Below are 20,030 nucleotides of genomic sequence, written 5' to 3' on the forward strand. Positions count from 1 at the left end.
GTTGATGCGCGATAATGAAATGTCTGCGGGCAAGGAGCATGACGCCCTTGATCCGTCTGGTTCACATGGCGCCGATACTGCCCCGACTGATTCAGACCCAGCTTTTGATGAATCGCTGACTGATGAGATCGCCGCGCTCATCAATGATGGCCGGACCTATGCCGAAGCGGAACTGGTGTTTCAAAAAACGCGCGCGGTTATTGCGGGCAAAAGCATCGGTTTCGCAATTGGATATGTGCTTGTTGCGCTTGTTACCTTGCACATCGCCGTTCTCGCGCTTGCCGTTGGATTGGTTATCGCGCTTGAACCATTGGCTACCATTTGGGGCGCGATCGCGATTGTTGTCGGTGCGTTGATCGTGTTGACGGCTTTCTTGGTCTTTGCCGCAAAAAAGCATGCGGACCGGATCGGATTGATGTTCGGATCAGCTGGACAAAACAACACTGCGGAAAAAACGCAATGAGCAAACTCGATCGCCAGTTCTACGAAGACAGAGCACTTCGCGATGCTGCCAGAGAAGTGATTGAGGCGGATATTTCGCACGCGAAACTATCGCTTTCGGGCAAATCCATTGCTGGCCGAGTAACCGAGCGCATCGGTGACGGGGCGAAAGATGTTTTCGAAGTTGCGAAGACCCACGGCGAAGATCATCGCGGCATTATCGCAGCACTGATCGGCGCTATCATTCTCTGGTTCGCGCGCGGACCAATTTTGGAAGCACTCGGCCTTAGCGATGAAGAGCCCGGCGAAGATCGGATGGACCCCGACGGTTCATTCGCTGCCGACCCAGCAGAGGCCGCCGATCAAGACAATCTCGATTCAGCCCCGCTTCAGGCCAATATTTCTAACAATTCCACTCCCATCGCTGGAGATACCCATGACTGATGTAACCCTTGTTCCGGCCGAAAAACGTGATGAACTGCGCGCAAAGATTGAAGCAAGCGAACGCCGTATCGCAGAGCGTACTGTCGCGGATCAGGCGAAAGAGGCCGCCGGCGCGGCAACGACCTACGTCAAAGAAAACCCGCTTACCGTCCTTGGCGGAGCGATTGCGGTCGGACTCGTTATTGGTGCGATGACAAATCCCGGCCGGCGCGCTGCAATTGGTGCAGCCTCTGGCGCAGCAAACGCGGTGAGCGGCGCGGCATCCGGGGCGGCAAGAACTGTCAGCACCGCAGCGAAAAAGCGGGGCAACGCTTTTGGTACATTATTGGCGGATGCAGCTGTTGCATACGGTATGAAGCTGATCGACAGCGCCTTAACCACGGCCAGGGCTGGCCAAGACAAATTCGAAGACGTCAGCGATTCTGCAACGGCGAAAGCGCGCGAAGCACGCCGTGAGGCAGACTATTTCGCAGGAAGCGCAGTCGACAAAGGCCGTGCAGTGACACGCCGGACTCGCCGCCGCGCAGAGCGCGCCGTGCGCGATATCAAGGATCGCGTCTCAAACTGAATGGATTAGCAATGCGCCGCTCTTGTTCGAGCCGCGCATTGCGCTATGTGCGCCCATGAAACCCATTCTTCTCGCCAAGGATACATCATGGAAGAAACAACCCCAGAACAGCGCCTGCACCTTGTCATGGGTGGCCGCGTTACAGACCCGCGTGGCATTGAATTTCAAGACCCTGAAAGCCTGCACGTTGTCGGTGTATTCAGCTCATATGAGGCTGCGGTCGATGCGTGGCGTGCGCAGGCACATCGAACCGTTGATGACGCCGAAATGAAGTATGTCATCGTGCACATCCACAAACTTCTGATGCCCGACGAATAGGTATCTACGGGGCGGAGATATGGCGTACATAATCCGCCCCTTCTTACGTCAGGATGCCGATGAACTGGCGAATCTAACGGTTGCCGCAATTCAGTCCGTTGGCGTGAAAAGCTACACGGCAGCGCAAGTGGCGGCCTGGGCAGCGCGCCATCCCGGACCGCAGCGTTTTTTGGACAGAGCCGCAGGCGGAGATCACATCATTGTTGCTGCGGATGCTTCGGATTATCCGATTGCCTACACGCTTATCGAACCCGATGGGCATGTCGATATGTTGTACTGCCACCCGGATCATACGCGGAAGGGTGTGGCAGACGAGCTTTTGGCCGCAGCCGAACAATACGCCCGATCAGTAAAGGCAGAGACATTGTTCACCGAAGCGAGCGAGCTCGCCCGCCCCGCATTCGAACGGGCAGGATACACAGTCATCAAACGCCGCGACTTTGACATCCCCTATAAGGGCAAAGCCATCGGAATTCATAATTACGCGATGGAAAAGCCTATTATTCAAAAGGCTTAAGCGTAAACCTTTAGATGAATTCGATTTTCTGGACGAGGTAGAACTTGTCGCCTGAGGGGACTGTTACCTCAATCTCCTCATCGACCTGTTTGCCAATCATCGCACGTGCCAACGGAGAGCTGTAAGAAATACGGCCCGATGCCGCATCAGCTTCTGTTTCGCCAACGATCTGATACTTGATCGGTTTATCATTTTCATCAAGCAACGTGACCGTTGATCCGAAGACAACTTTGTCACCGGTCAGTGTTGCAGGATCGATGATCTGGGCGCGGCTGATTTTACCTTCGATGTCGCCGATCATGGCTTCCACCTGACCCTGACGCTCTTTTGCGGCATGATACTCGGCATTTTCCGAGAGATCACCGTGCGCGCGCGCTTCCTCAATCGCATCGACAATGCGAGGACGCTCATCACGAAGCGCCTTGAGATCAGCTGTCAGCCGCTCATAGCCTTCGGCGAGCATCGGAACCTTTTCCATCGTAGCCATTCCAATTCTTTCTATCTGCCCTCGCCCGATTTCATCCAATCATTTCGAACATGGCCGACCCTGACAGGGGCAGCCTCGACGCGGTAAAATGTCGGGAGGGACGGCTTGAATGCTTAGCTATAATAGTCTTGCAAGCTGCGGACTTCAAGCTGATCTGGTGTAATCGCTGCAATTGACTGCGCAGCAGCCAGCGATGCGGCCGCCGTGGTGTAGTATGGAACCTTCTTTTCCAAAGCAGTCGCGCGGATCGATTTGGAGTCCAAAAGCGACTGCCAACCTTCGGTCGTATTGAAGATGAGAGCGATATCGCCATCGATAATCTTGTCGACGATATGCGGCTGCCCTTCTGCCACTTTATTGACCTTTTCAACCGCAAGGCCTTGTTCGCTCAGGTAATCATGCGTGCCGCCAGTTGCGACAATTCTGAAACCTTCATCAATCAAAGTTTTCACAGCCGGAACAATCACAGGTTTGTCCGTATTTTTGACCGAGACAAAGACGGTTCCCTTTCTTGGCAATGACATGCCGGCGCCCAATTGCGATTTGAGGAATGCGACCGGGAACGTCAGGTCGATCCCCATCACCTCTCCGGTGGATTTCATTTCCGGCGTCAGTATAGGATCGGCACCTGGAAAGCGGCTAAATGGGAAGACTGCCTCTTTGACGGCCATATAATCGAATGTACGTTTGAACGGCTCGAATTCCGCGAGTTTCTCGCCAGCCATAACCCGGCTCGCGATTTTCGCGACTGGCTGGCCGATGGCTTTGGCGACGAATGGCACAGTCCGGCTGGCACGCGGATTGACTTCGATAAGGTAAACCTCGTCGTCTTTGACCGCGAACTGGACGTTCATGAGACCGCGAACCTTAAGAGCGCGCGCCAATGCCTCGGCCTGACGCTCCATTTCTTCGACGATCTCTGGCGAAAGCGAATAGGGCGGAAGGGTGCAGGCGCTATCTCCTGAATGGACACCGGCCTCTTCGATATGCTGCATGACGCCTGCAATGCGGACCTCATCACCATCGCATAGCGCATCAACATCGCATTCGATCGCATCACGCAGATATTGATCAACAAGGACCGGGCTCTCACCCGACACATTCACCGCGGTTTTGATGTAATCATCAAGTTGAGCCTCGGAATCGACGATCTCCATCGCGCGGCCACCAAGAACAAACGATGGGCGCAGCAAAACCGGATAACCGATCCGCGCTGCAACCGCCGCCGCTTCGTCGCGGGTGTAGGCGATGCCATTATCCGGCTGTTTCAGCTTGAGCTGATTAACCAGTTTGGCGAACCGCTCGCGGTCTTCGGCATGGTCGATTGCATCCGGCGATGTGCCAAGGATCGGGATGCCTGCATCCTCAAGCGCCTGCGCGAGTTTAAGCGGGGTCTGGCCGCCAAACTGCACGATCACACCGACCAGCTCGCCGCTCTGCTGCTCGACGCGCAGGATTTCGAGCACATCTTCGGCGGTCAGCGATTCAAAATATAGCCGGTCCGACGTATCATAGTCGGTTGAAACAGTCTCTGGATTGCAATTGACCATGATCGTTTCGAAACCCTGTTCCGCCAGCGCAAAACAGGCATGGACACAGCAATAATCGAATTCGATCCCCTGGCCGATCCGATTGGGGCCGCCGCCGAGAATTACGATCTTTCTGCGGTCTGATGGATTGGCTTCACATTCGGGCTCTCCAAATGTCGGCGCTTCATAGGTTGAGTACATGTAAGGCGTAATCGCCTCAAATTCTGCCGCGCAGCTGTCGATCCGTTTGAAAACCGGAAAAACGCCCAGCTTTTTGCGAAGTTGGCGCACCTCTTCTTCGCTGGTGGCGCCGGCCATCGCCTGAAGCGCGTCGTGCAATAGGCCTGAACGGCGCGCCTGCGTTTCCGCCAATCCGCCGGCAACCCCAACAGAACGCACAGCGAGCGTGGCCAGCCGTTTGTCGGAAAAACCCATCGACTTCAGACGCCGCAAACCAGCTGCGTCTTGCGGCAAACCGTCGCTTTGTACTTCGCGTTCGGCAGCAATAATTGCTTCAATCTGGCGCAGGAACCATGGATCGTAGCCTGTGACATTTTGAATGTCTTCAACCGAAAAACCTTCCCGAAAGGCTTGTCCGACCTGCAAAAGCCGATCCGGCGTGCGCCGCGAAATTGCCGCGGTGATCACTTCGCGCGAAACCCCTTCAAGCTCCGTCACACGGTTGAACCCATCCAGATCCGTTTCAAGCCCGCGCAGGGCCTTTTGCATGGATTCCTGGAAATTGCGGCCAATCGCCATAACCTCACCCACCGATTTCATCGCTGTTGAGAGATCGTTTTTGGCGCCTTTGAATTTCTCGAATGCAAAACGCGGGATTTTTGTGACGACATAATCGATTGTCGGTTCAAAGCTGGCTGGTGTTGCGCCGGTGATTTCGTTGGTGATCTCATCCAGAGTGTATCCCACGGCCAGCTTGGCCGCGACGCGGGCAATCGGGAACCCGGTCGCTTTTGAAGCCAGCGCAGAAGAGCGCGAAACGCGCGGGTTCATCTCGATCACGATCAGGCGGCCGTCTTTCGGATTAACGGCGAACTGCACGTTCGATCCACCTGTCTCCACGCCAATCTCGCGCAGCACCTCGATGCTGGCGGTTCGCATGATCTGGTATTCTTTATCGGTCAGTGTCAGCGCCGGAGCGACCGTGATCGAATCCCCGGTGTGGACACCCATCGGATCGACATTCTCGATCGAACAGATGATGATCGCATTATCCGCTTTATCGCGCACAACCTCCATCTCATATTCTTTCCAGCCGAGCAGCGATTCCTCGATCAAAACCTCTGTGGTCGGGGACGCATCGAGCCCCTCGCCCACGATTTTGTCAAACTCCGCTTTATTATAAGCGATGCCGCCCCCTGTTCCGCCAAGAGTAAAACTTGGGCGGATGATCGCGGGCAAGCCTGTGTGATCGATGAGCGCGCGCGCTTCCTCGAGTGTGTTGGCGACCCCGCTGCGCGCGCTTTCAAGACCGATCTTGTCCATCGCCTCACGGAAACGCTGGCGATTTTCTGCCTTATCAATAGCGTCGGCTTTCGCACCGATCATCTCGACGCCGTATTTTTCCAGAGTGCCGTCGGCGTCCAATGCCAATGCACAATTCAGCGCGGTTTGCCCGCCCATCGTGGGCAGCAGCGCATCGGGCCGTTCCTTGGCGATGATCTTCGCAACAATATCCGGCGTAATCGGCTCGACATAGGTTGCATCGGCAAATTCAGGATCGGTCATGATCGTCGCCGGATTGCTGTTAACAAGGATGACGCGATAGCCGTCCTCTTTCAGCGCCTTGATCGCCTGAGTGCCGGAATAATCGAACTCGCAAGCCTGCCCGATAATGATCGGACCAGCGCCAATGACGAGGATGGAGGAGATGTCAGTGCGTTTGGGCATTTGCGCTTTCTTGAACCACTAGTGTTGAGAGATCGGTCAGCCAAAATTCTGGTGAAGGATCGACTGGTTGCGCCAACCGAACCAATTCATAGCCATCTGGCAATTTTCCATTGACGCACTTAATCTGGGGACCAGAGAGCGTTCCAAGAAACAGGCGGTCAGGCATTTGGCTCGGAACTTCAGTTGATATCTGATCAACAGAAACCGGCTGCACGTACGACATCAATTTCCAACTCTTTACTCCGCACGACACGGCAGCATCGACGAATTTTTTGTGCCGAAAATCAATCTCGTCAAAAACGTCGTAACGTCCGTCCACATGATGAGACGACGACAAAAGATGGTGCGGATTCTGGCGCTGGTGTCGCTCTAAGTCGGGATGAAAAGCGACCCAGCGTTTCGTTTGAAGTTGGTGACTTGAGGTTTCTCCGGAAGCCAACCCAACTGCATGCCCAATCAAGAGAACCAATGCGGCCATAATTAGAAAATCAGTCCGCTTCACCCCAGCCCCCCAACAAACTTCTCGAACAGGTAAAAGCTATCCTGCGGCCCCGGGCTGGCCTCTGGGTGGTATTGCACACCAAATGCCCGCTTACCCTTCACCGCGATGCCGCAATTCGATCCGTCGAACAGGCTTACATGGGTCTGCTCCAGCGTATCGGGCAGCGTTTCGCCATCGACCGCAAAACCGTGGTTCATGCTGGTAATCTCGACAAGGCCGGTGGTCTCGCCCCACCCTTCCCCGACGCGCTGAACCGGGTGGTTTGCGCCGCGGTGGCCCTGATGCATTTTTACCGTCTTAGCGCCAGCCGCCAGAGCAAGCATCTGGTGCCCAAGGCATATCCCGAACATTGGCATGTCCTGATCCAGCAGCGCTTTGATTACCGGCACCGCGTATTCACCTGTTGCAGCGGGATCGCCCGGGCCGTTGGATAAAAATACACCATCCGGCTTTAGCACCATAATTTCTTCCAGCGTGGCCTTTGCCGGAACCACTGTTACCCGCGCGCCTGCTTTTACAAGATTGCGAAAAATGTTGTCTTTGGCCCCGTAATCGATTGCGACAACATGCGGGACAGCATCGCGCGATGCCCGGCCATATCCATGGCCCAGCCGCCAATATCCGCCTTCCCAGCGTTCCATCTGTTCCCGCGTTACCCGAGCGGCCAGATCCATGCCCTCTAATCCGGCCCACGCTTGCGCTCGGGCGATCAGAGCATCGATATCGAATTTCCCATCGGGATCGTGCGCAATCACAGCGTTGGGCGCGCCTGCCATGCGGATGCGGCGGGTCAGCGCGCGGGTATCCACCCCTGACAGGCCGATCTTGCCGTGCCGCTCCATCCAGCTCGTAAAGCGTTCAAGGCTGCGAAAATTCGATGGCTCGGTTACATCTTCGCGGACGATGCACCCGACCGCGCTTTCGACCGCGCTTTCGATATCTTCGCCATTTGCGCCGACATTGCCGATATGGGGAAAGGTAAAGGTCACGATTTGCGCGGCATAGGACGGGTCCGTCATGACTTCCTGATACCCGGTCATGGCGGTGTTAAAACACACCTCCCCCACCTGAGAGCCAACCGCTCCGAAGGCTTTGCCCCAGATAACGGTTCCATCGGACAGGACGAGACAACCCGTTGCACCTTTAGGTTGCGCAGGACGTGAGGCAGCAGAAGCCATTCGGGGCTCTCCGAGTCAGGTGTTTCCAGCAATGTCGCTAAGTCCCACCCGCTAAGCACGTGCGGCCCTCACGTCAACCTAGTCCGATGGCTCGCAATGCGTTAGATCGCCCCCATATACCAATCCATCCACAACTAATGACGAAAAGAAGCGAAACACCATGATCCGTGATGACATCAAGGCCGCCACCATCACCGCGATGAAAGCAAGGGAAAAGGACCGCACCGCAACACTCCGCCAGATTTCTGCAAAGATCAAAGACCGCGACATCGAAGAGCGGACGAGCGGTAAAGACATTCCCGATGATGAGCTGGTTACATCAGTCCTTCAGAAAATGGCCAAACAGCGCCGCGAATCCATCGAAATGTACGAAGCCGGCGGCCGCGAAGAATTGGCTGCGAAAGAAAAAGACGAGCTCTCGGTGATCGAAGAATTCCTACCGCAAATGATGAGCGAGGAAGAAACGCGCGCCGCCATCGAAGCGATCAAGACGGAAACCGGTGCCTCCTCGATGAAGGACATGGGCGCTGTGATGGGCGAGTTAAAGAAACGCCACGGCGCTGTCCTGGACGGGAAATTGGCCAGCGGAATGGTCAAAACCGCGCTTTCTTGATTGGCCCACACGCCTAACCACAGAAATCTCCACAGAGTGCGCTTGAACCCTATGCGGTTCAGGCGCACAATTTGGTTATGACCATCACACCGCAATGGAAGGACGAGCTGCGCGCGCGCGTGACCTTATCAACGGTCATTCTGCGCACAGACAAGATAACCAAGGCGGGGCGTGAATGGAAAGGCTGCTGCCCGTTCCATGATGAGAAGACACCCAGCTTCTACGTCAATGATCAGAAACAGTTTTATCACTGCTTTGGCTGCGGCGCGCATGGCGATGTGATCAGCTGGATGACGGAGCAGCGCGGGCTGTCCTTCATTGATGCGGTCAAGGAACTGGCCGCCGAAGCGGGTATGGAAGTGCCCGCCCCCGATCCGATCGCCGCAAAAAAAGCCGAGAAACGCGCCGAGCTGGTCGATGTGACCGAAGCGGCACAGCATTGGTACGTGGATAATCTGCGCAGCACCGATGGCCGCCACGCGTTAGAATACCTTCAGAAACGAGGGTTGAAGCCTGAGACATTGCGCGAATTCGGTTTCGGCTATGCACCAGAGAGCAAACAGGCGCTTCACCGCGCCTTGGCTCGCTATCCCGATGATATGCTGGTTGAAAGCGGAATGCGCATCTCAACCGAGGATGGCACGCAATATGATCGTTTCAGAGAACGCATCATGCTGCCTATTCAGGATGCGCGCGGCCGGGTCATTGCTTTTGGTGGGCGCATCCTTGGCAAGCGTGACGGCGTTGCCAAATACCTTAACTCACCCGACACCCCGTTGTTCGACAAAGGGCGTACACTTTACAACATTCACCGCGCCGCACCGGCCTCAAGACAATCGGGCCGCGTCATTGTGGTTGAAGGCTACATGGATGTTATCGCGCTTGCCCAGGCCGGGTTCGATGATGCTGTTGCGCCGCTGGGGACAGCGCTTACCGAAATGCAGCTTGAGATGCTTTGGCGGATGGTCGAAGTGCCGGTGCTGTGTTTCGATGGTGATGCTGCGGGACAGAAAGCGGCAATGCGCGCCATTGGAAGGGCGCTACCAATGCTGGCCCCGATGCGATCACTCGGGATTGTGCAGCTACCAACCGGCAAAGACCCCGACGATCTGATCAATGAGCAAGGTCCGGGCGCGATGGAAAAGCTTCTGTCTGCGCCAAAATCGTTGTTGGAAATGTTGTGGGATTACGAATTGACCGCGCAGCCGTTACAAAGCCCAGAGGCCAAGGCCGGTCTCAAAGCGCGGCTCATGGAACATGTTGATACTATTCAGGACCGCGACATCCAATCGCTGTATCGCCGCGAATTGCTCGACCGGTTTTCGGCTTTTGCGTATCCGCCCCGTGCGCCGCGGCAAGCCTTTAACCCCCAGGCCAAACGCGGTGTGTGGAACGGCAAGCCAGCGGCACCGCGCACCTTGTCGAGCGGCGCCCGCGCCACGTTGCAAAAGGCGATGGCTGGAGGCCAGCGTTCGGATCTGTTCGGAGCAATTGTCGCAGGATTGCTGCGCCATCCGAGCGAAATTCACCGCCATGCAGAGACGCTGATCAGCCTCGCAAAACACGACGCGAAGGCCGCACCTGCGATTGAATCGCTGATAGAGCTATCAGAAACGCTTGATTCGCAGGCCATAACCGCCATATCAGACGAGCAAGGCTATCCTGCCCCACCGGTAGACAATCGTTACACCTTCCTCAGAGAAGGCACGCCCCCCGGTGAAGCGCGCGAGGAATTGGCTGAAGCTGTGTCGTTGCTGGCCCACAAGCCAGCGCTCGAAGCTGCTATGGCAGCGACGATTGCGAGGTTTGAGGATGACCCGGAAGGGTCGTTCGCTGAACAGACCCGGCTGCGACAACAGCTCTTTACAGTTGAAGAACGTCTGAAAGCATTCGGGCGAAAAAGGGCCGCTACTCAAGCGGTCAGGGATGAAAATTCGGTGTCGTCAGACGGCTAAAGCCGCCAACTTACGATAACCGCGAAATGGATTGATAGCGTTACATGGCCTCGACCGCTAAAGATAAGACCTCCGAAAATGATGATGCTCCGCTGATCGACCTCAACGAGGCATCGGTGAAGAAGCTCATGACCAAGGCGAAAAAGAAGGGCTACATCACATATGATGAGCTCAACGATGCCTTGCCTTCGGGAGAAATGAGCCCCGATCAGATTGAGGATGTCCAGACCGCCCTTTCCGAAATGGGCGTGCAGATCGTCGAGAATGACGAAGAAGCCGAAGCAGAGGCCGAGCAGGAAAACGAGGTCGAAGAGATCGCCGTTGGGGCCGACGCCAAAAAAGAAACCAAAAAAGATACCAAGGCGCCGGTAGTCAAAAAAGCGACAACCGATGGCCGCACAGATGATCCCGTGCGGATGTATCTGCGCGAAATGGGCGCTGTCGAGCTGCTTAGCCGCGAAGGCGAAATCGCTATTGCGAAGCGGATCGAATCTGGCCGTGACATGATGATCATGGGCCTGTGTCAAAGCCCGATCACTTTCCACGCCATTATCCAATGGTCTGAAGCGCTCAACGCCGAAGATATGCAGCTGCGTGAGATCCTCGATCTCGATGCGATGCTTTCAAAAGAACCTCCACCTGACAAGATGGAGGAAGAAAACGAGGACGATGACGGCGAGATTTCCGAGGAAACCGCCGGTCCGACCATTCGCGATGATGACGACGATTCTGACGACGATAGCGACGACGGTGAAGACGGCGAAGACGGCGATTCCAAGAAAGACGACGAAGAGGAAGAGGATAACACTCTTTCTCTGGCCCAGATGGAAGCCACGCTGAAACCGGATGCGATCGACCGGTTTGCCCGCATCACCAAACTCTTCAAGACTTTTGAGAAGCTTCAGGCAGAGCGCGTTGAAACGCTCGCGGCTGGCGATGAATTCCCGAAAGCGAAAGAGAACAAGTACGAGACACTCGGCGATGAATTGACCGCCGAAGTTGAAAGTATGCAATTTCATGCGACGAAGATCGAATTCCTCGTCGACAACCTTTATGCCTTCAACCGCCGCCTGACCGCTCTTGGCGGGCAAATGCTGCGCCTCGCCGAGCGTCACAAGATCAAGCGCATCGACTTCCTGAAATCCTATGTTGGTAACGAGCTGGATGACAGCTGGATCATCGCCAACGCCAAAAAGGATAAAAAGTGGAAGGCGTTTGCAGAAAAAGAAGAAGCTGCGATCGACCGTATCCGCGCAGAAATAACGGATATCGCCGCACAAACCGGCATGGCGCTTCCTGAATTCCGCCGCATCGTGAACATGGTGCAAAAAGGCGAGCGTGAAGCGCGTATCGCGAAGAAGGAAATGGTCGAGGCGAACCTGCGCCTCGTGATTTCCATCGCCAAAAAATACACCAATCGCGGCCTGCAATTCCTCGACCTTATTCAGGAAGGCAATATTGGCCTCATGAAGGCCGTCGATAAATTTGAATATCGCCGTGGTTACAAATTTTCGACTTACGCGACCTGGTGGATTCGTCAGGCAATCACGCGTTCGATCGCCGATCAGGCCCGCACGATCCGTATTCCGGTCCACATGATCGAGACGATCAACAAACTGGTCCGTACAAGCCGTCAATTCCTGCACGAGGAAGGCCGCGAGCCGACCCCTGAGGAAATGGCAGGTCGTCTCTCCATGCCGCTTGAAAAAGTGCGCAAGGTGATGAAAATCGCGAAAGAACCGATCAGCCTCGAAACACCGATTGGTGACGAGGAAGATTCGCATCTCGGCGATTTTATCGAAGACAAGAACGCGATCATTCCGGTGGACGCCGCAATTCAGGCAAACCTGAAAGAAACCGTCACCCGCGTGCTCGCATCGCTAACCCCGCGCGAAGAGCGCGTTCTGCGTATGCGGTTCGGTATCGGTATGAACACCGATCACACGCTTGAGGAAGTCGGCCAACAGTTCTCGGTTACCCGCGAACGTATCCGTCAGATCGAAGCAAAGGCGCTGCGCAAGCTCAAACATCCAAGCCGTTCGCGGAAAATGCGTTCGTTCCTGGATCAGTGATATGATCTGGGGCGCCCTTCTTCTCGCGTCAACGTCGGCAATGCCGACAGTTGAAGAGATAAGGGTCGCTGCTCCAGTACACTTCGGCTCCTCTTGCGTCATGTTCTTGGATGGGGTCTGTATCTGCACGGCTTTCGTGGCAGAAAAAGTCGAAGGACTGAAATGCGTCGAGAACGAAGCGACCGGGGAAATTACGTGCAGTTACAACGTTCTTTTCTACGATTCCGGCGGGCTTGAGGGAAGGCACTGGGAACAGCGCACGGACGTATTCCGGCTGGATGACGACCTCAGATGGGAATGGCATGCAAGTGTTGGTGACCCAAAATTCTTTGAGAGTTTTGATGTGCCTTCTTATCGCTATGCTCAGAGTCGGGCAGAAGAAACTTCAAGGCGCTCGCTAAGGCGGTATTGGTAAGCTTCGGCCGATCAATTTAACAGGGTCGCAGGTCCGCAAGCCCATCGATCACTGGATCAAGTTTTGCCATAAACCATGGCATGATGTATTGATTGTGCAGTGCAGCAATTTTGGATCAACCATGCCAACGATATCACCAAAAACCCCAACAACCATAGCCATCGTCAGCCAAAAAGGCGGCTCGGGCAAAACCACGCTCGCGGTTCACCTCGCGACGCGTGCTGCTGTTGCCAAGTATGAAAGCTGTGTGATCGACACCGATCCGCAGGCCACGGCGGCGGCTTGGGGCGATTGGCGCGGCGATTTCCTGCCCGTGGTAGTCACGGCCCCGCCCGCACGTTTGGCGCGTACCATAGAAAGCGCCAAGAAAAACGGGGTCGATTTTGTAGTTATAGACACCCCGCCCCATGCCGACGCGGCTGCTCGTGAGGCGATCAAGGTGGCCGATATCGTCTTGGTTCCGACAAAGCCCAGAGCATTCGACCTGCACGCGCTTGAACCCATCGCAGATCTCGTCAGCTTTGCCCAAAAACCTGCCTATGTCGTATTAAACGCGGTGCCATCCGGTGCGACGGTTTTAACTGCCGATGCACGCACCACTGCCAAGGAAATGGGGCTTGAAATCTGTCCGATCGAACTGGGTGACCGCGCCGCATTCCATCGGTCATCGGCAAAAGGCGAAACTGCAGCCGAGATAAAGCCGGACAGCAAGGCGGCCAAAGAAATCGAAGCACTCTGGAAGTGGCTCAATAAACAGCTCGACTAGAGCTTAAAACAGCCTTTTGCATCACTCTTCCCCTGTTACGCCGTGTGGACCGTAGAAAAGCCGCCTTCACGGGGTGGAGAGAATCGCTCTAGCCCTCTATGGAGCGCCTATGCGTATAGCCATAGCCTCAGACCACGCCGCGACCGACCTTAAGGCAGAACTTGCCGAATGGTTGATCGACATTGGACACGAAGTCGCCGATCTTGGCCCGGATCCGGGTGAAAGTGTCGATTATCCCGATTACGGATACAAGCTCGCCAGCGTCGTTGCCGATGGCACAGTCGAATTCGGCATTGCTCTTTGCGGCAGCGGCATTGGCATCTCTATCAGCGTCAATCGCCATCCCGCGCTGCGCTGTGCCTTGGTATCGGAACCGCTCTCTGCTGCTTTGTCCCGTGAACACAATGATGCCAATTGCATTGCTCTGGGCGCGCGTCTTATTGGCATCGAAATGGCCAAGAGCTGCGTAGCTACATTTCTAGAAACCGAATTTGCCGATGCGGGTGATCCCGCAGGCCGCCACCAACGCCGGGTGAACAAGCTCGGCACACCGCCAATTTCAACTGATCATATTGAGACGCACCAATGAGCACCAAGCCCTCCGAAGTTTTGAACTCCATGGACGCATTCTGGAATGATGATCTGGCCACAGCAGATCCAGAGATCGCAGCCGCCATCAGCAAAGAGCTGGCCCGCCAGCAGGACAAGATTGAACTGATCGCGAGCGAGAATATCGCTTCGAAAGCCGTGCTCGAGGCCACCGGCAGCGTGTTCACCAACAAATACGCCGAAGGTTACCCAGGCAAACGCTATTACGGCGGCTGTGACTATGCCGATGTCGTCGAAACGCTCGCCATTGAGCGCGCGAAAGAGTTGTTCGGCTGTAACTTTGCCAATGTGCAACCCAACAGCGGCAGCCAGATGAACCAGGCCGTGTTCCTTGCGCTTTTGCAGCCTGGCGACACATTCATGGGGCTCGATCTGAATTCGGGCGGGCACCTTACCCACGGATCGCCTGTCAATATGAGCGGCAAGTGGTTCAACCCGGTCAGCTATGGCGTGCGCGAGGGCGACGAGTTGATCGACATGGATGCTGTCGCCGCGACTGCGCGCGAGCATAAGCCGAAATTGATCATCTGCGGCGGCACGGCCTATTCGCGCACATGGGACTTTTCCGCTTTCCGTGCGATTGCTGATGAAGTCGGCGCAATCTTGCTTTGCGATATGAGCCACATTTCCGGCCTTGTCGCAGGCGGAGCGCACCCCTCCCCCTTCCCGCATTGCGATATCGTCACCTCGACCACGCATAAAAGCCTTCGCGGGCCGCGCTCGGGCATCATCCTTTGGAATGACGAAAAGTTCACAAAGCCATTGAATATGGCGGTATTTCCGGGACTTCAGGGCGGCCCTCTGATGCATGTTGTCGCCGCCAAAGCGGTCGCATTCCGCGAGGCTTTGACACCGGAGTTCAAATCCTACGCTCATCGTATCGTCGAGAATGCGCGTGCTTTGGCCGCCAGCCTCGAAGAAAACGGATTGCGGATCGTATCCGGCGGCACCGACAATCACTCCATGCTGGTCGATCTGACCGCAAAGAATGTAACGGGTAAAGACGCCGAAAAGGGCCTCGATCGGGCGTGGCTTACTTGTAACAAAAACGGCATCCCGTTCGATACGCGTTCGCCTTTCATCACCAGCGGTATCCGGCTGGGAACGCCCGCAGGCACAACGCGCGGCTTTGGCCCTGCAGAGTTCCGCACGGTAGGCAAATTGATCGCTGAAGTGGTCGATGGTCTGTCGAAGAATGGCGCCGAAGGTGATGCACAGATCGAGGAAAGCGTTCGCGGCCGCGTTGCCGAATTGTGCGCAGCCTTCCCCGTTTATCCAAACGCGTAAGACTGGCCTGCGATGCGTTGCCCTTTTTGCGCCTTTGACGACAGTCAGGTGAAAGACAGTCGTCCAACGGAGGATTCAACCTCGATCCGGAGGCGGCGCCAATGTTCATCATGCGGTGCGCGCTTTACCACGTTTGAGCGCGTTCAGCTTCGCGAAGTCACGATCGTCAAATCGGGCACGCTTGGCGAAGAACGACGAGAAGCATTTGATCGGTCTAAGCTGGAGCATTCCGTCTCCCTTGCCTGCCGCAAACGCGGCGTGACACAGGAGCGGATCGATCAACTGATTTCCGGCATTCAACGGCAGGTTGAAACCGCAGGTGAACCCGAAATCCCATCCGCAAAGATTGGCGAGCTGGTGATGGACGGGCTGAAACAGATCGACAGCGTAGCCTATATTCGGTTCGCTAGTGTGTATCGCGATTTTTCCGAAGCCCGCGATTTTGAAGAATTTGCCAGCACCGTTCAAGAAGCGGCAAAGGATTAATCCGTGCCTGGTCCGGTAATCGTTCTTGTCCGTCCGCAATTGGGCGAGAATATCGGCAAGGCTGCGCGGGCAATGCTCAATTTCGGTCTGACCGAATTACGCCTGGTCAAACCGCGTGACGGCTGGCCCAACCCCTCTGCCGGTCCTTCGGCTGCGGGAGCGGACATCGTGCTGGATCAAGCGAAAGTTTTTGAGACGACCGCCGACGCGGTAGCCGATTGTCAGCATGTATACGCCACAACCGTACGAAAGCGCGGCGTGACAAAACCTGTTGTCGCCCCTGATGAAGCTGCGCGTCTGATGCATTCTGAAACCGGACGCCACGCCATCCTTTTCGGACGTGAGGCCTCTGGCTTGGGAACGGACGACGTCGCTTTGGCGCGCTATATCTTGACGGTGCCCATCAATCCTGAATTCGGCTCTCTTAACCTTGCCCAGGCAGTGATCCTCACTGCTTATGAATGGTCACGCATTGGCCGCGAATTCAACGCGGATATCGATCTGGTACAGCCCACAGCCGAGGACGAGACGCTTCCGCCGGCACCTCAAAGCGAGCTTGAAGGCTTGATCAACCACTTTGAACAATTGCTGGACCCGCGCGGATATTTCTTGCCTGAGGCGCGCAGTGATGTCACGCGCCGCACACTGCGCAGTGTGCTTACCAAGCCGAACTGGAATCACCTCGAAGTACGCACGTTAAGAGGTATCCTGACCACGCTAGGGCGGGATCGTCGCGATTAAGGCCGTGGAACAACAATTATGAACCGCATGGATGCGGCCAGCACCTTTCAACCCGCTTGGCCAGAACACGATCAAAAGCGGATGGCCCGCGATTTCCTGCTCTGGCGGCATTTGCGCGTTGTTCGGGCGCGGACAATGCGGCACGTGCGCGGTTTCATAGGCGGCGCTGGCGATGCTCCTGTAACCACCACTTACGGTGTTCGGATGTGGCCCAACTGGGGTGATAAGACCTATGCCTATTGCCATTATGGCACCTACGGCAGCTATCTTTCAGATTTGCTTGCTTCGGTTCGGCAACCGTTTTGCTTCCTTGATATTGGCGCAAATCAGGGATTGTTCTCGCTCGTCGCCGGACAAAACCCTGCCTGCAAGAGCATTGTCGCCCTCGAGCCTGTCGGGCCGACTTACCAACGCCTCGCTGCAAACCTTACCGCCAATGCGTTGGACGACCGCGCGAAAGCACTCAATTTCGGCCTTTCCGATCAAAGCGGAGAGTTTCCGATCACTCTGAGCAAAGGGCATAGCGGCCTCGCTACATTGGGCGCCCATGGCACCCAGCTCGCTGGTGAACATACACAAACCCGTGTCACGCTCGAAACGATGGCTACTTTGGCCAAACATCTTCCGGCAGACTTGCCGATCTTTGTAAAAATCGATGTCGAGGGTCACGAAGAGACTGTGATCCGCCAATTGCTTGGATCATCCGATGCGGAACGGATCATCGCGATATTTTATGAACAGGACGATCGCTGGACTGATAAAATAGCGGTGAATGGTCTGCTCGATGATGCTGGCTTTGAACATTCGCGCATCTATGGCCGCGGCAAACATTACGATGTCTTGGCCACGCCGATCAATCGCTAGGCGCAGGTTAGCACGGAATACTTGACCGTAACGGGATTCCTGCTATTCGGCGCGCTCGCAATTGGCTCCGCATCCCGGTGAAGCGGCAGCCGCATGAGGCGTATTGGTCTTGTGGTGCGATACCGGGTTGAATGGCTGTCAAAAGGGCAGTCCAGCAAATTTGAAGGATACGACTTATGTCGAAGCGCAAAAGCGCCAAGTACAAACTCGACCGCCGGATGGGTGAAAACATCTGGGGCCGTCCAAATTCTCCAGTAAACAAGCGTTCTTACGGTCCGGGCCAGCACGGTCAGCGTCGCAAGAGCAAGATGAGCGACTTCGGTCTGCAGCTTCGTGCCAAGCAGAAGCTCAAAGGCTATTACGGCGACGTAACCGAGAAGCAGTTCCGCTCGACCTATAAAGATGCCACTCGCATGAAGGGTGATACCGGACAGAACCTGATCGGTCTGCTTGAGCGCCGTCTGGACATGATCGTTTACCGCGCCAAGTTCGCACCAACGATTTTTGCTGCGCGGCAAATTGTGAACCACGGTCACATTTATGTGAAGGGCGTAAAGTGCAACATCCCAAGCCGTCGCTGTGACCTTGGCGATGTCATCAGCCTTGGAAGCAAAGCCAAAGAAATGGCTCTTGTTATCGAAGCGCAGAGCCTGCCAGAGCGCGAAATTCCAGACTATGTCGTTCCAGAAGGCAACGACAAGGTCGCTTTGACACGCGTTCCGAAACTTGATGAAGTGCCTTATCCGGTCACTATGGAACCGAACCTCGTGGTCGAATTCTATTCGCGCTAATTGCCGCGGAATGACAAACAAAAAGGGCGGTCCCGCGGGGCCGCCCTTTTTGTTTCAGCAATCGGAACAGCGCCGATTTATATGCGCGTTTTATCCCATTCGCCCAATTCATAGGCGATAGAGCCTTCGACCAAGCGCTCCCATATATCGCCGACCACATCTGCTGGAATTCCGCGCGCTTCCGCCTCTAGAACGGCGGCGGCGATAACGCTCGCTTTGCGGTCTTCATCGCGGACGGCTTCGCGATTTGGCTTAATCCGCGCGGCAGCACGCATATACCCAAATCGGCGATCAAGCAGAGCAACCAGTTCGCGATCGGTGGTATCCACGCCAACACGCACTTCGGCCATTGTCTGGCATTCATCTGGAGATTTGACCGGAGGCGTCGCCGGATTATCAGACATCAATCATTACTTCCCAGATAGTCACGCCGAAAATCGGCAGCAAAGGCAGCGAATTGCTGGCTCGCAATGGCACTGCGCATCGCGCGCATCAAGGCCTGATAGAATGCAAGATTGTGTTCCGTCACCAACATTGCACCAAGGATCTCTCCCGATTTCTGCAAATGATGAAGATAGGCCCGCGAATAGCTCGCACATGTTGGACATTCGCAGCGCTCATCCAAAGGACCTGTGTCCTCCTTAAATCGCGCATTGCGTAAATTGACCGGACCGTTCCAAGTGAACGCCTGGCCATTGCGGCCGGATCGCGTGGGCAGCACGCAATCGAACATATCGATCCCGCGTTCAACCGCGCCAACAAGATCATCCGGTTTGCCAACACCCATCAAATAACGCGGATGGTCTGTTGGCAACATTTCAGGTGCATAATCGAGCACTCCAAACATCGCCTCTTGTCCCTCACCCACTGCAAGGCCGCCTACCGCGTAGCCGTCGAAGCCGATGTCGATAAGTTTATCTGCGCTGATCCTGCGCAATTCCTGATCCAGCGAACCTTGCTGGATCCCGAAAAGCGCAGACCGCGCGGCGTGCTCACCACCGCAATCAAAACCATCGCGGCTGCGCTTTGCCCACCGCATCGAAAGCTCCATGCTTGCAGCAATCTCGTCTCGTGGGCGGTCGGCGCGCGGGCACTCGTCGAATGCCATCACGATATCGCTCCCAAGCAAGCGCTGGATTTCCATCGACCGTTCGGGGGTCAGCATATGTTTGGAGCCATCAAGATGGCTGCGGAACTCAACGCCTTCCTCAGTCAATTTGTTGAGGTCAGAAAGACTCATGACCTGATACCCGCCGCTATCCGTGAGGATCGGCCGGTCCCAGTTCATGAATTTGTGCAATCCTCCAAGCTTCGCAACGCGTTCTGCACCAGGGCGCAGCATCAGGTGGTATGTGTTGCCAAGAATGATGTCCGCGCCCAGCGCTCTGACAGATTCAGGCTTCATCGCCTTAACCGTCGCCGCTGTGCCAACGGGCATGAACGCCGGGGTCTGGATATCGCCGCGCAGCATTGAAATGGTGCCCGTACGCGCACGACCATCTGTAGCCTTCAGATCAAATGAGAACCGGTTGCCCATAT

21 protein-coding genes are annotated in these 20,030 nt (G+C 55.6%); 15 read left to right on the forward strand and 6 right to left on the reverse strand.

The window, feature by feature from the left end; all coding sequences use genetic code 11:
- The first annotated feature begins 4 nt into the window (after window positions 1-4).
- From FGU71_RS12995 to FGU71_RS13015, 5 genes are all read left to right on the forward strand, one after another.
- On the forward strand, window positions 5-463 hold the full coding sequence (locus FGU71_RS12995) for a phage holin family protein (protein WP_142789205.1): 459 nt from the start codon (window positions 5-7) through the stop codon (window positions 461-463).
- On the forward strand, window positions 460-885 hold the full coding sequence (locus FGU71_RS13000) for a hypothetical protein (protein WP_142789206.1): 426 nt from the start codon (window positions 460-462) through the stop codon (window positions 883-885). The genes FGU71_RS12995 and FGU71_RS13000 overlap by 4 nt, the downstream gene beginning before the upstream one ends.
- Window positions 878-1,453: a hypothetical protein gene (locus FGU71_RS13005; protein WP_142789207.1), complete on the forward strand. Its 576-nt coding sequence runs from the start codon at window positions 878-880 to the stop codon at window positions 1,451-1,453. Before FGU71_RS13000 ends, FGU71_RS13005 begins: the two co-directional genes overlap by 8 nt.
- Window positions 1,454-1,540: 87 nt before the next feature.
- Window positions 1,541-1,771 (forward strand): DUF4170 domain-containing protein, encoded by a 231-nt coding sequence (locus FGU71_RS13010; RefSeq protein WP_142789208.1) that lies wholly within the window; start codon window positions 1,541-1,543, stop codon window positions 1,769-1,771.
- A 19-nt stretch (window positions 1,772-1,790) separates the two neighbouring features.
- Window positions 1,791-2,288, forward strand: coding sequence for a GNAT family N-acetyltransferase (locus FGU71_RS13015; RefSeq protein ID WP_142789209.1), 498 nt, complete (start codon window positions 1,791-1,793; stop codon window positions 2,286-2,288).
- A gap of 10 nt (window positions 2,289-2,298) precedes the next feature.
- Here the strand turns inward: FGU71_RS13015 and greA are convergent, their stop codons facing one another.
- The 4 genes from greA to carA all read right to left on the reverse strand — a co-directional run bounded on the left by greA (window position 2,299) and on the right by carA (window position 7,892).
- Window positions 2,299-2,775: a transcription elongation factor GreA gene (gene greA, locus FGU71_RS13020; RefSeq protein ID WP_142789210.1), complete on the reverse strand. Its 477-nt coding sequence runs from the start codon at window positions 2,773-2,775 to the stop codon at window positions 2,299-2,301.
- 113 nt (window positions 2,776-2,888) lie between these two features.
- Window positions 2,889-6,212, reverse strand: a complete 3,324-nt coding sequence (carB, locus tag FGU71_RS13025; protein ID WP_142789211.1) for a carbamoyl-phosphate synthase large subunit — start codon at window positions 6,210-6,212, stop codon at window positions 2,889-2,891.
- Window positions 6,196-6,714 (reverse strand): hypothetical protein, encoded by a 519-nt coding sequence (locus FGU71_RS13030; protein ID WP_142789212.1) that lies wholly within the window; start codon window positions 6,712-6,714, stop codon window positions 6,196-6,198. Before FGU71_RS13030 ends, carB begins: the two co-directional genes overlap by 17 nt.
- Window positions 6,711-7,892 (reverse strand): glutamine-hydrolyzing carbamoyl-phosphate synthase small subunit, encoded by a 1,182-nt coding sequence (gene carA, locus FGU71_RS13035; protein WP_142789213.1) that lies wholly within the window; start codon window positions 7,890-7,892, stop codon window positions 6,711-6,713. Before carA ends, FGU71_RS13030 begins: the two co-directional genes overlap by 4 nt.
- A 160-nt stretch (window positions 7,893-8,052) precedes the next feature.
- Between carA and FGU71_RS13040 the strand changes: the two genes are divergently transcribed.
- From FGU71_RS13040 to rpsD, 10 genes are all read left to right on the forward strand, one after another.
- Window positions 8,053-8,505, forward strand: coding sequence for a GatB/YqeY domain-containing protein (locus tag FGU71_RS13040; RefSeq protein WP_142789214.1), 453 nt, complete (start codon window positions 8,053-8,055; stop codon window positions 8,503-8,505).
- Between the two features lie 77 nt (window positions 8,506-8,582).
- Window positions 8,583-10,460, forward strand: a complete 1,878-nt coding sequence (dnaG, locus tag FGU71_RS13045; RefSeq protein ID WP_142789215.1) for a DNA primase — start codon at window positions 8,583-8,585, stop codon at window positions 10,458-10,460.
- A 44-nt stretch (window positions 10,461-10,504) separates the two neighbouring features.
- Window positions 10,505-12,532 carry an RNA polymerase sigma factor RpoD gene (gene rpoD, locus FGU71_RS13050; protein WP_142789216.1) on the forward strand — a complete coding sequence of 676 codons (2,028 nt, stop codon included), beginning with the start codon at window positions 10,505-10,507 and terminating at the stop codon, window positions 12,530-12,532.
- Window positions 12,533-13,068: 536 nt separating this feature from the next.
- On the forward strand, window positions 13,069-13,713 hold the full coding sequence (parA, locus tag FGU71_RS13055) for a ParA family partition ATPase (protein ID WP_142789217.1): 645 nt from the start codon (window positions 13,069-13,071) through the stop codon (window positions 13,711-13,713).
- A 109-nt stretch (window positions 13,714-13,822) separates the two neighbouring features.
- The gene (locus FGU71_RS13060; RefSeq protein ID WP_142789218.1) at window positions 13,823-14,302 is read left to right on the forward strand and encodes an RpiB/LacA/LacB family sugar-phosphate isomerase; all 480 of its coding nucleotides are present in this window, start codon (window positions 13,823-13,825) and stop codon (window positions 14,300-14,302) included.
- On the forward strand, window positions 14,299-15,609 hold the full coding sequence (glyA, locus tag FGU71_RS13065; protein WP_142789219.1) for a serine hydroxymethyltransferase: 1,311 nt from the start codon (window positions 14,299-14,301) through the stop codon (window positions 15,607-15,609). Before FGU71_RS13060 ends, glyA begins: the two co-directional genes overlap by 4 nt.
- 12 nt (window positions 15,610-15,621) lie before the next feature.
- Window positions 15,622-16,095, forward strand: a complete 474-nt coding sequence (nrdR, locus tag FGU71_RS13070) for a transcriptional regulator NrdR (RefSeq protein WP_142789220.1) — start codon at window positions 15,622-15,624, stop codon at window positions 16,093-16,095.
- 3 nt (window positions 16,096-16,098) lie between these two features.
- Complete coding sequence (locus FGU71_RS13075) at window positions 16,099-16,836, forward strand: RNA methyltransferase (protein ID WP_142789221.1); 738 nt, start codon at window positions 16,099-16,101, stop codon at window positions 16,834-16,836.
- An 18-nt stretch (window positions 16,837-16,854) separates the two neighbouring features.
- Window positions 16,855-17,700, forward strand: coding sequence for an FkbM family methyltransferase (locus tag FGU71_RS13080; RefSeq protein WP_142789222.1), 846 nt, complete (start codon window positions 16,855-16,857; stop codon window positions 17,698-17,700).
- 176 nt (window positions 17,701-17,876) lie between these two features.
- Entirely contained in the window at window positions 17,877-18,491 is a 615-nt protein-coding gene (gene rpsD, locus FGU71_RS13085; protein ID WP_142789223.1) for a 30S ribosomal protein S4, read from the forward strand.
- Between the two features lie 77 nt (window positions 18,492-18,568).
- Here rpsD and FGU71_RS13090 read toward each other — a convergent pair whose 3' ends face one another.
- Window positions 18,569-18,895, reverse strand: a complete 327-nt coding sequence (locus FGU71_RS13090) for a chorismate mutase (protein WP_142789224.1) — start codon at window positions 18,893-18,895, stop codon at window positions 18,569-18,571.
- A complete protein-coding gene (gene tgt, locus FGU71_RS13095) occupies window positions 18,895-20,028 on the reverse strand; it encodes a tRNA guanosine(34) transglycosylase Tgt (RefSeq protein ID WP_142789225.1) in 1,134 nt (377 codons plus the stop codon). The genes FGU71_RS13090 and tgt overlap by 1 nt, the downstream gene beginning before the upstream one ends.
- Window positions 20,029-20,030: the final 2 nt, after the last annotated feature.

The organism is Erythrobacter insulae (assembly GCF_007004095.1).
Taxonomy (GTDB): domain Bacteria; phylum Pseudomonadota; class Alphaproteobacteria; order Sphingomonadales; family Sphingomonadaceae; genus Erythrobacter; species Erythrobacter insulae.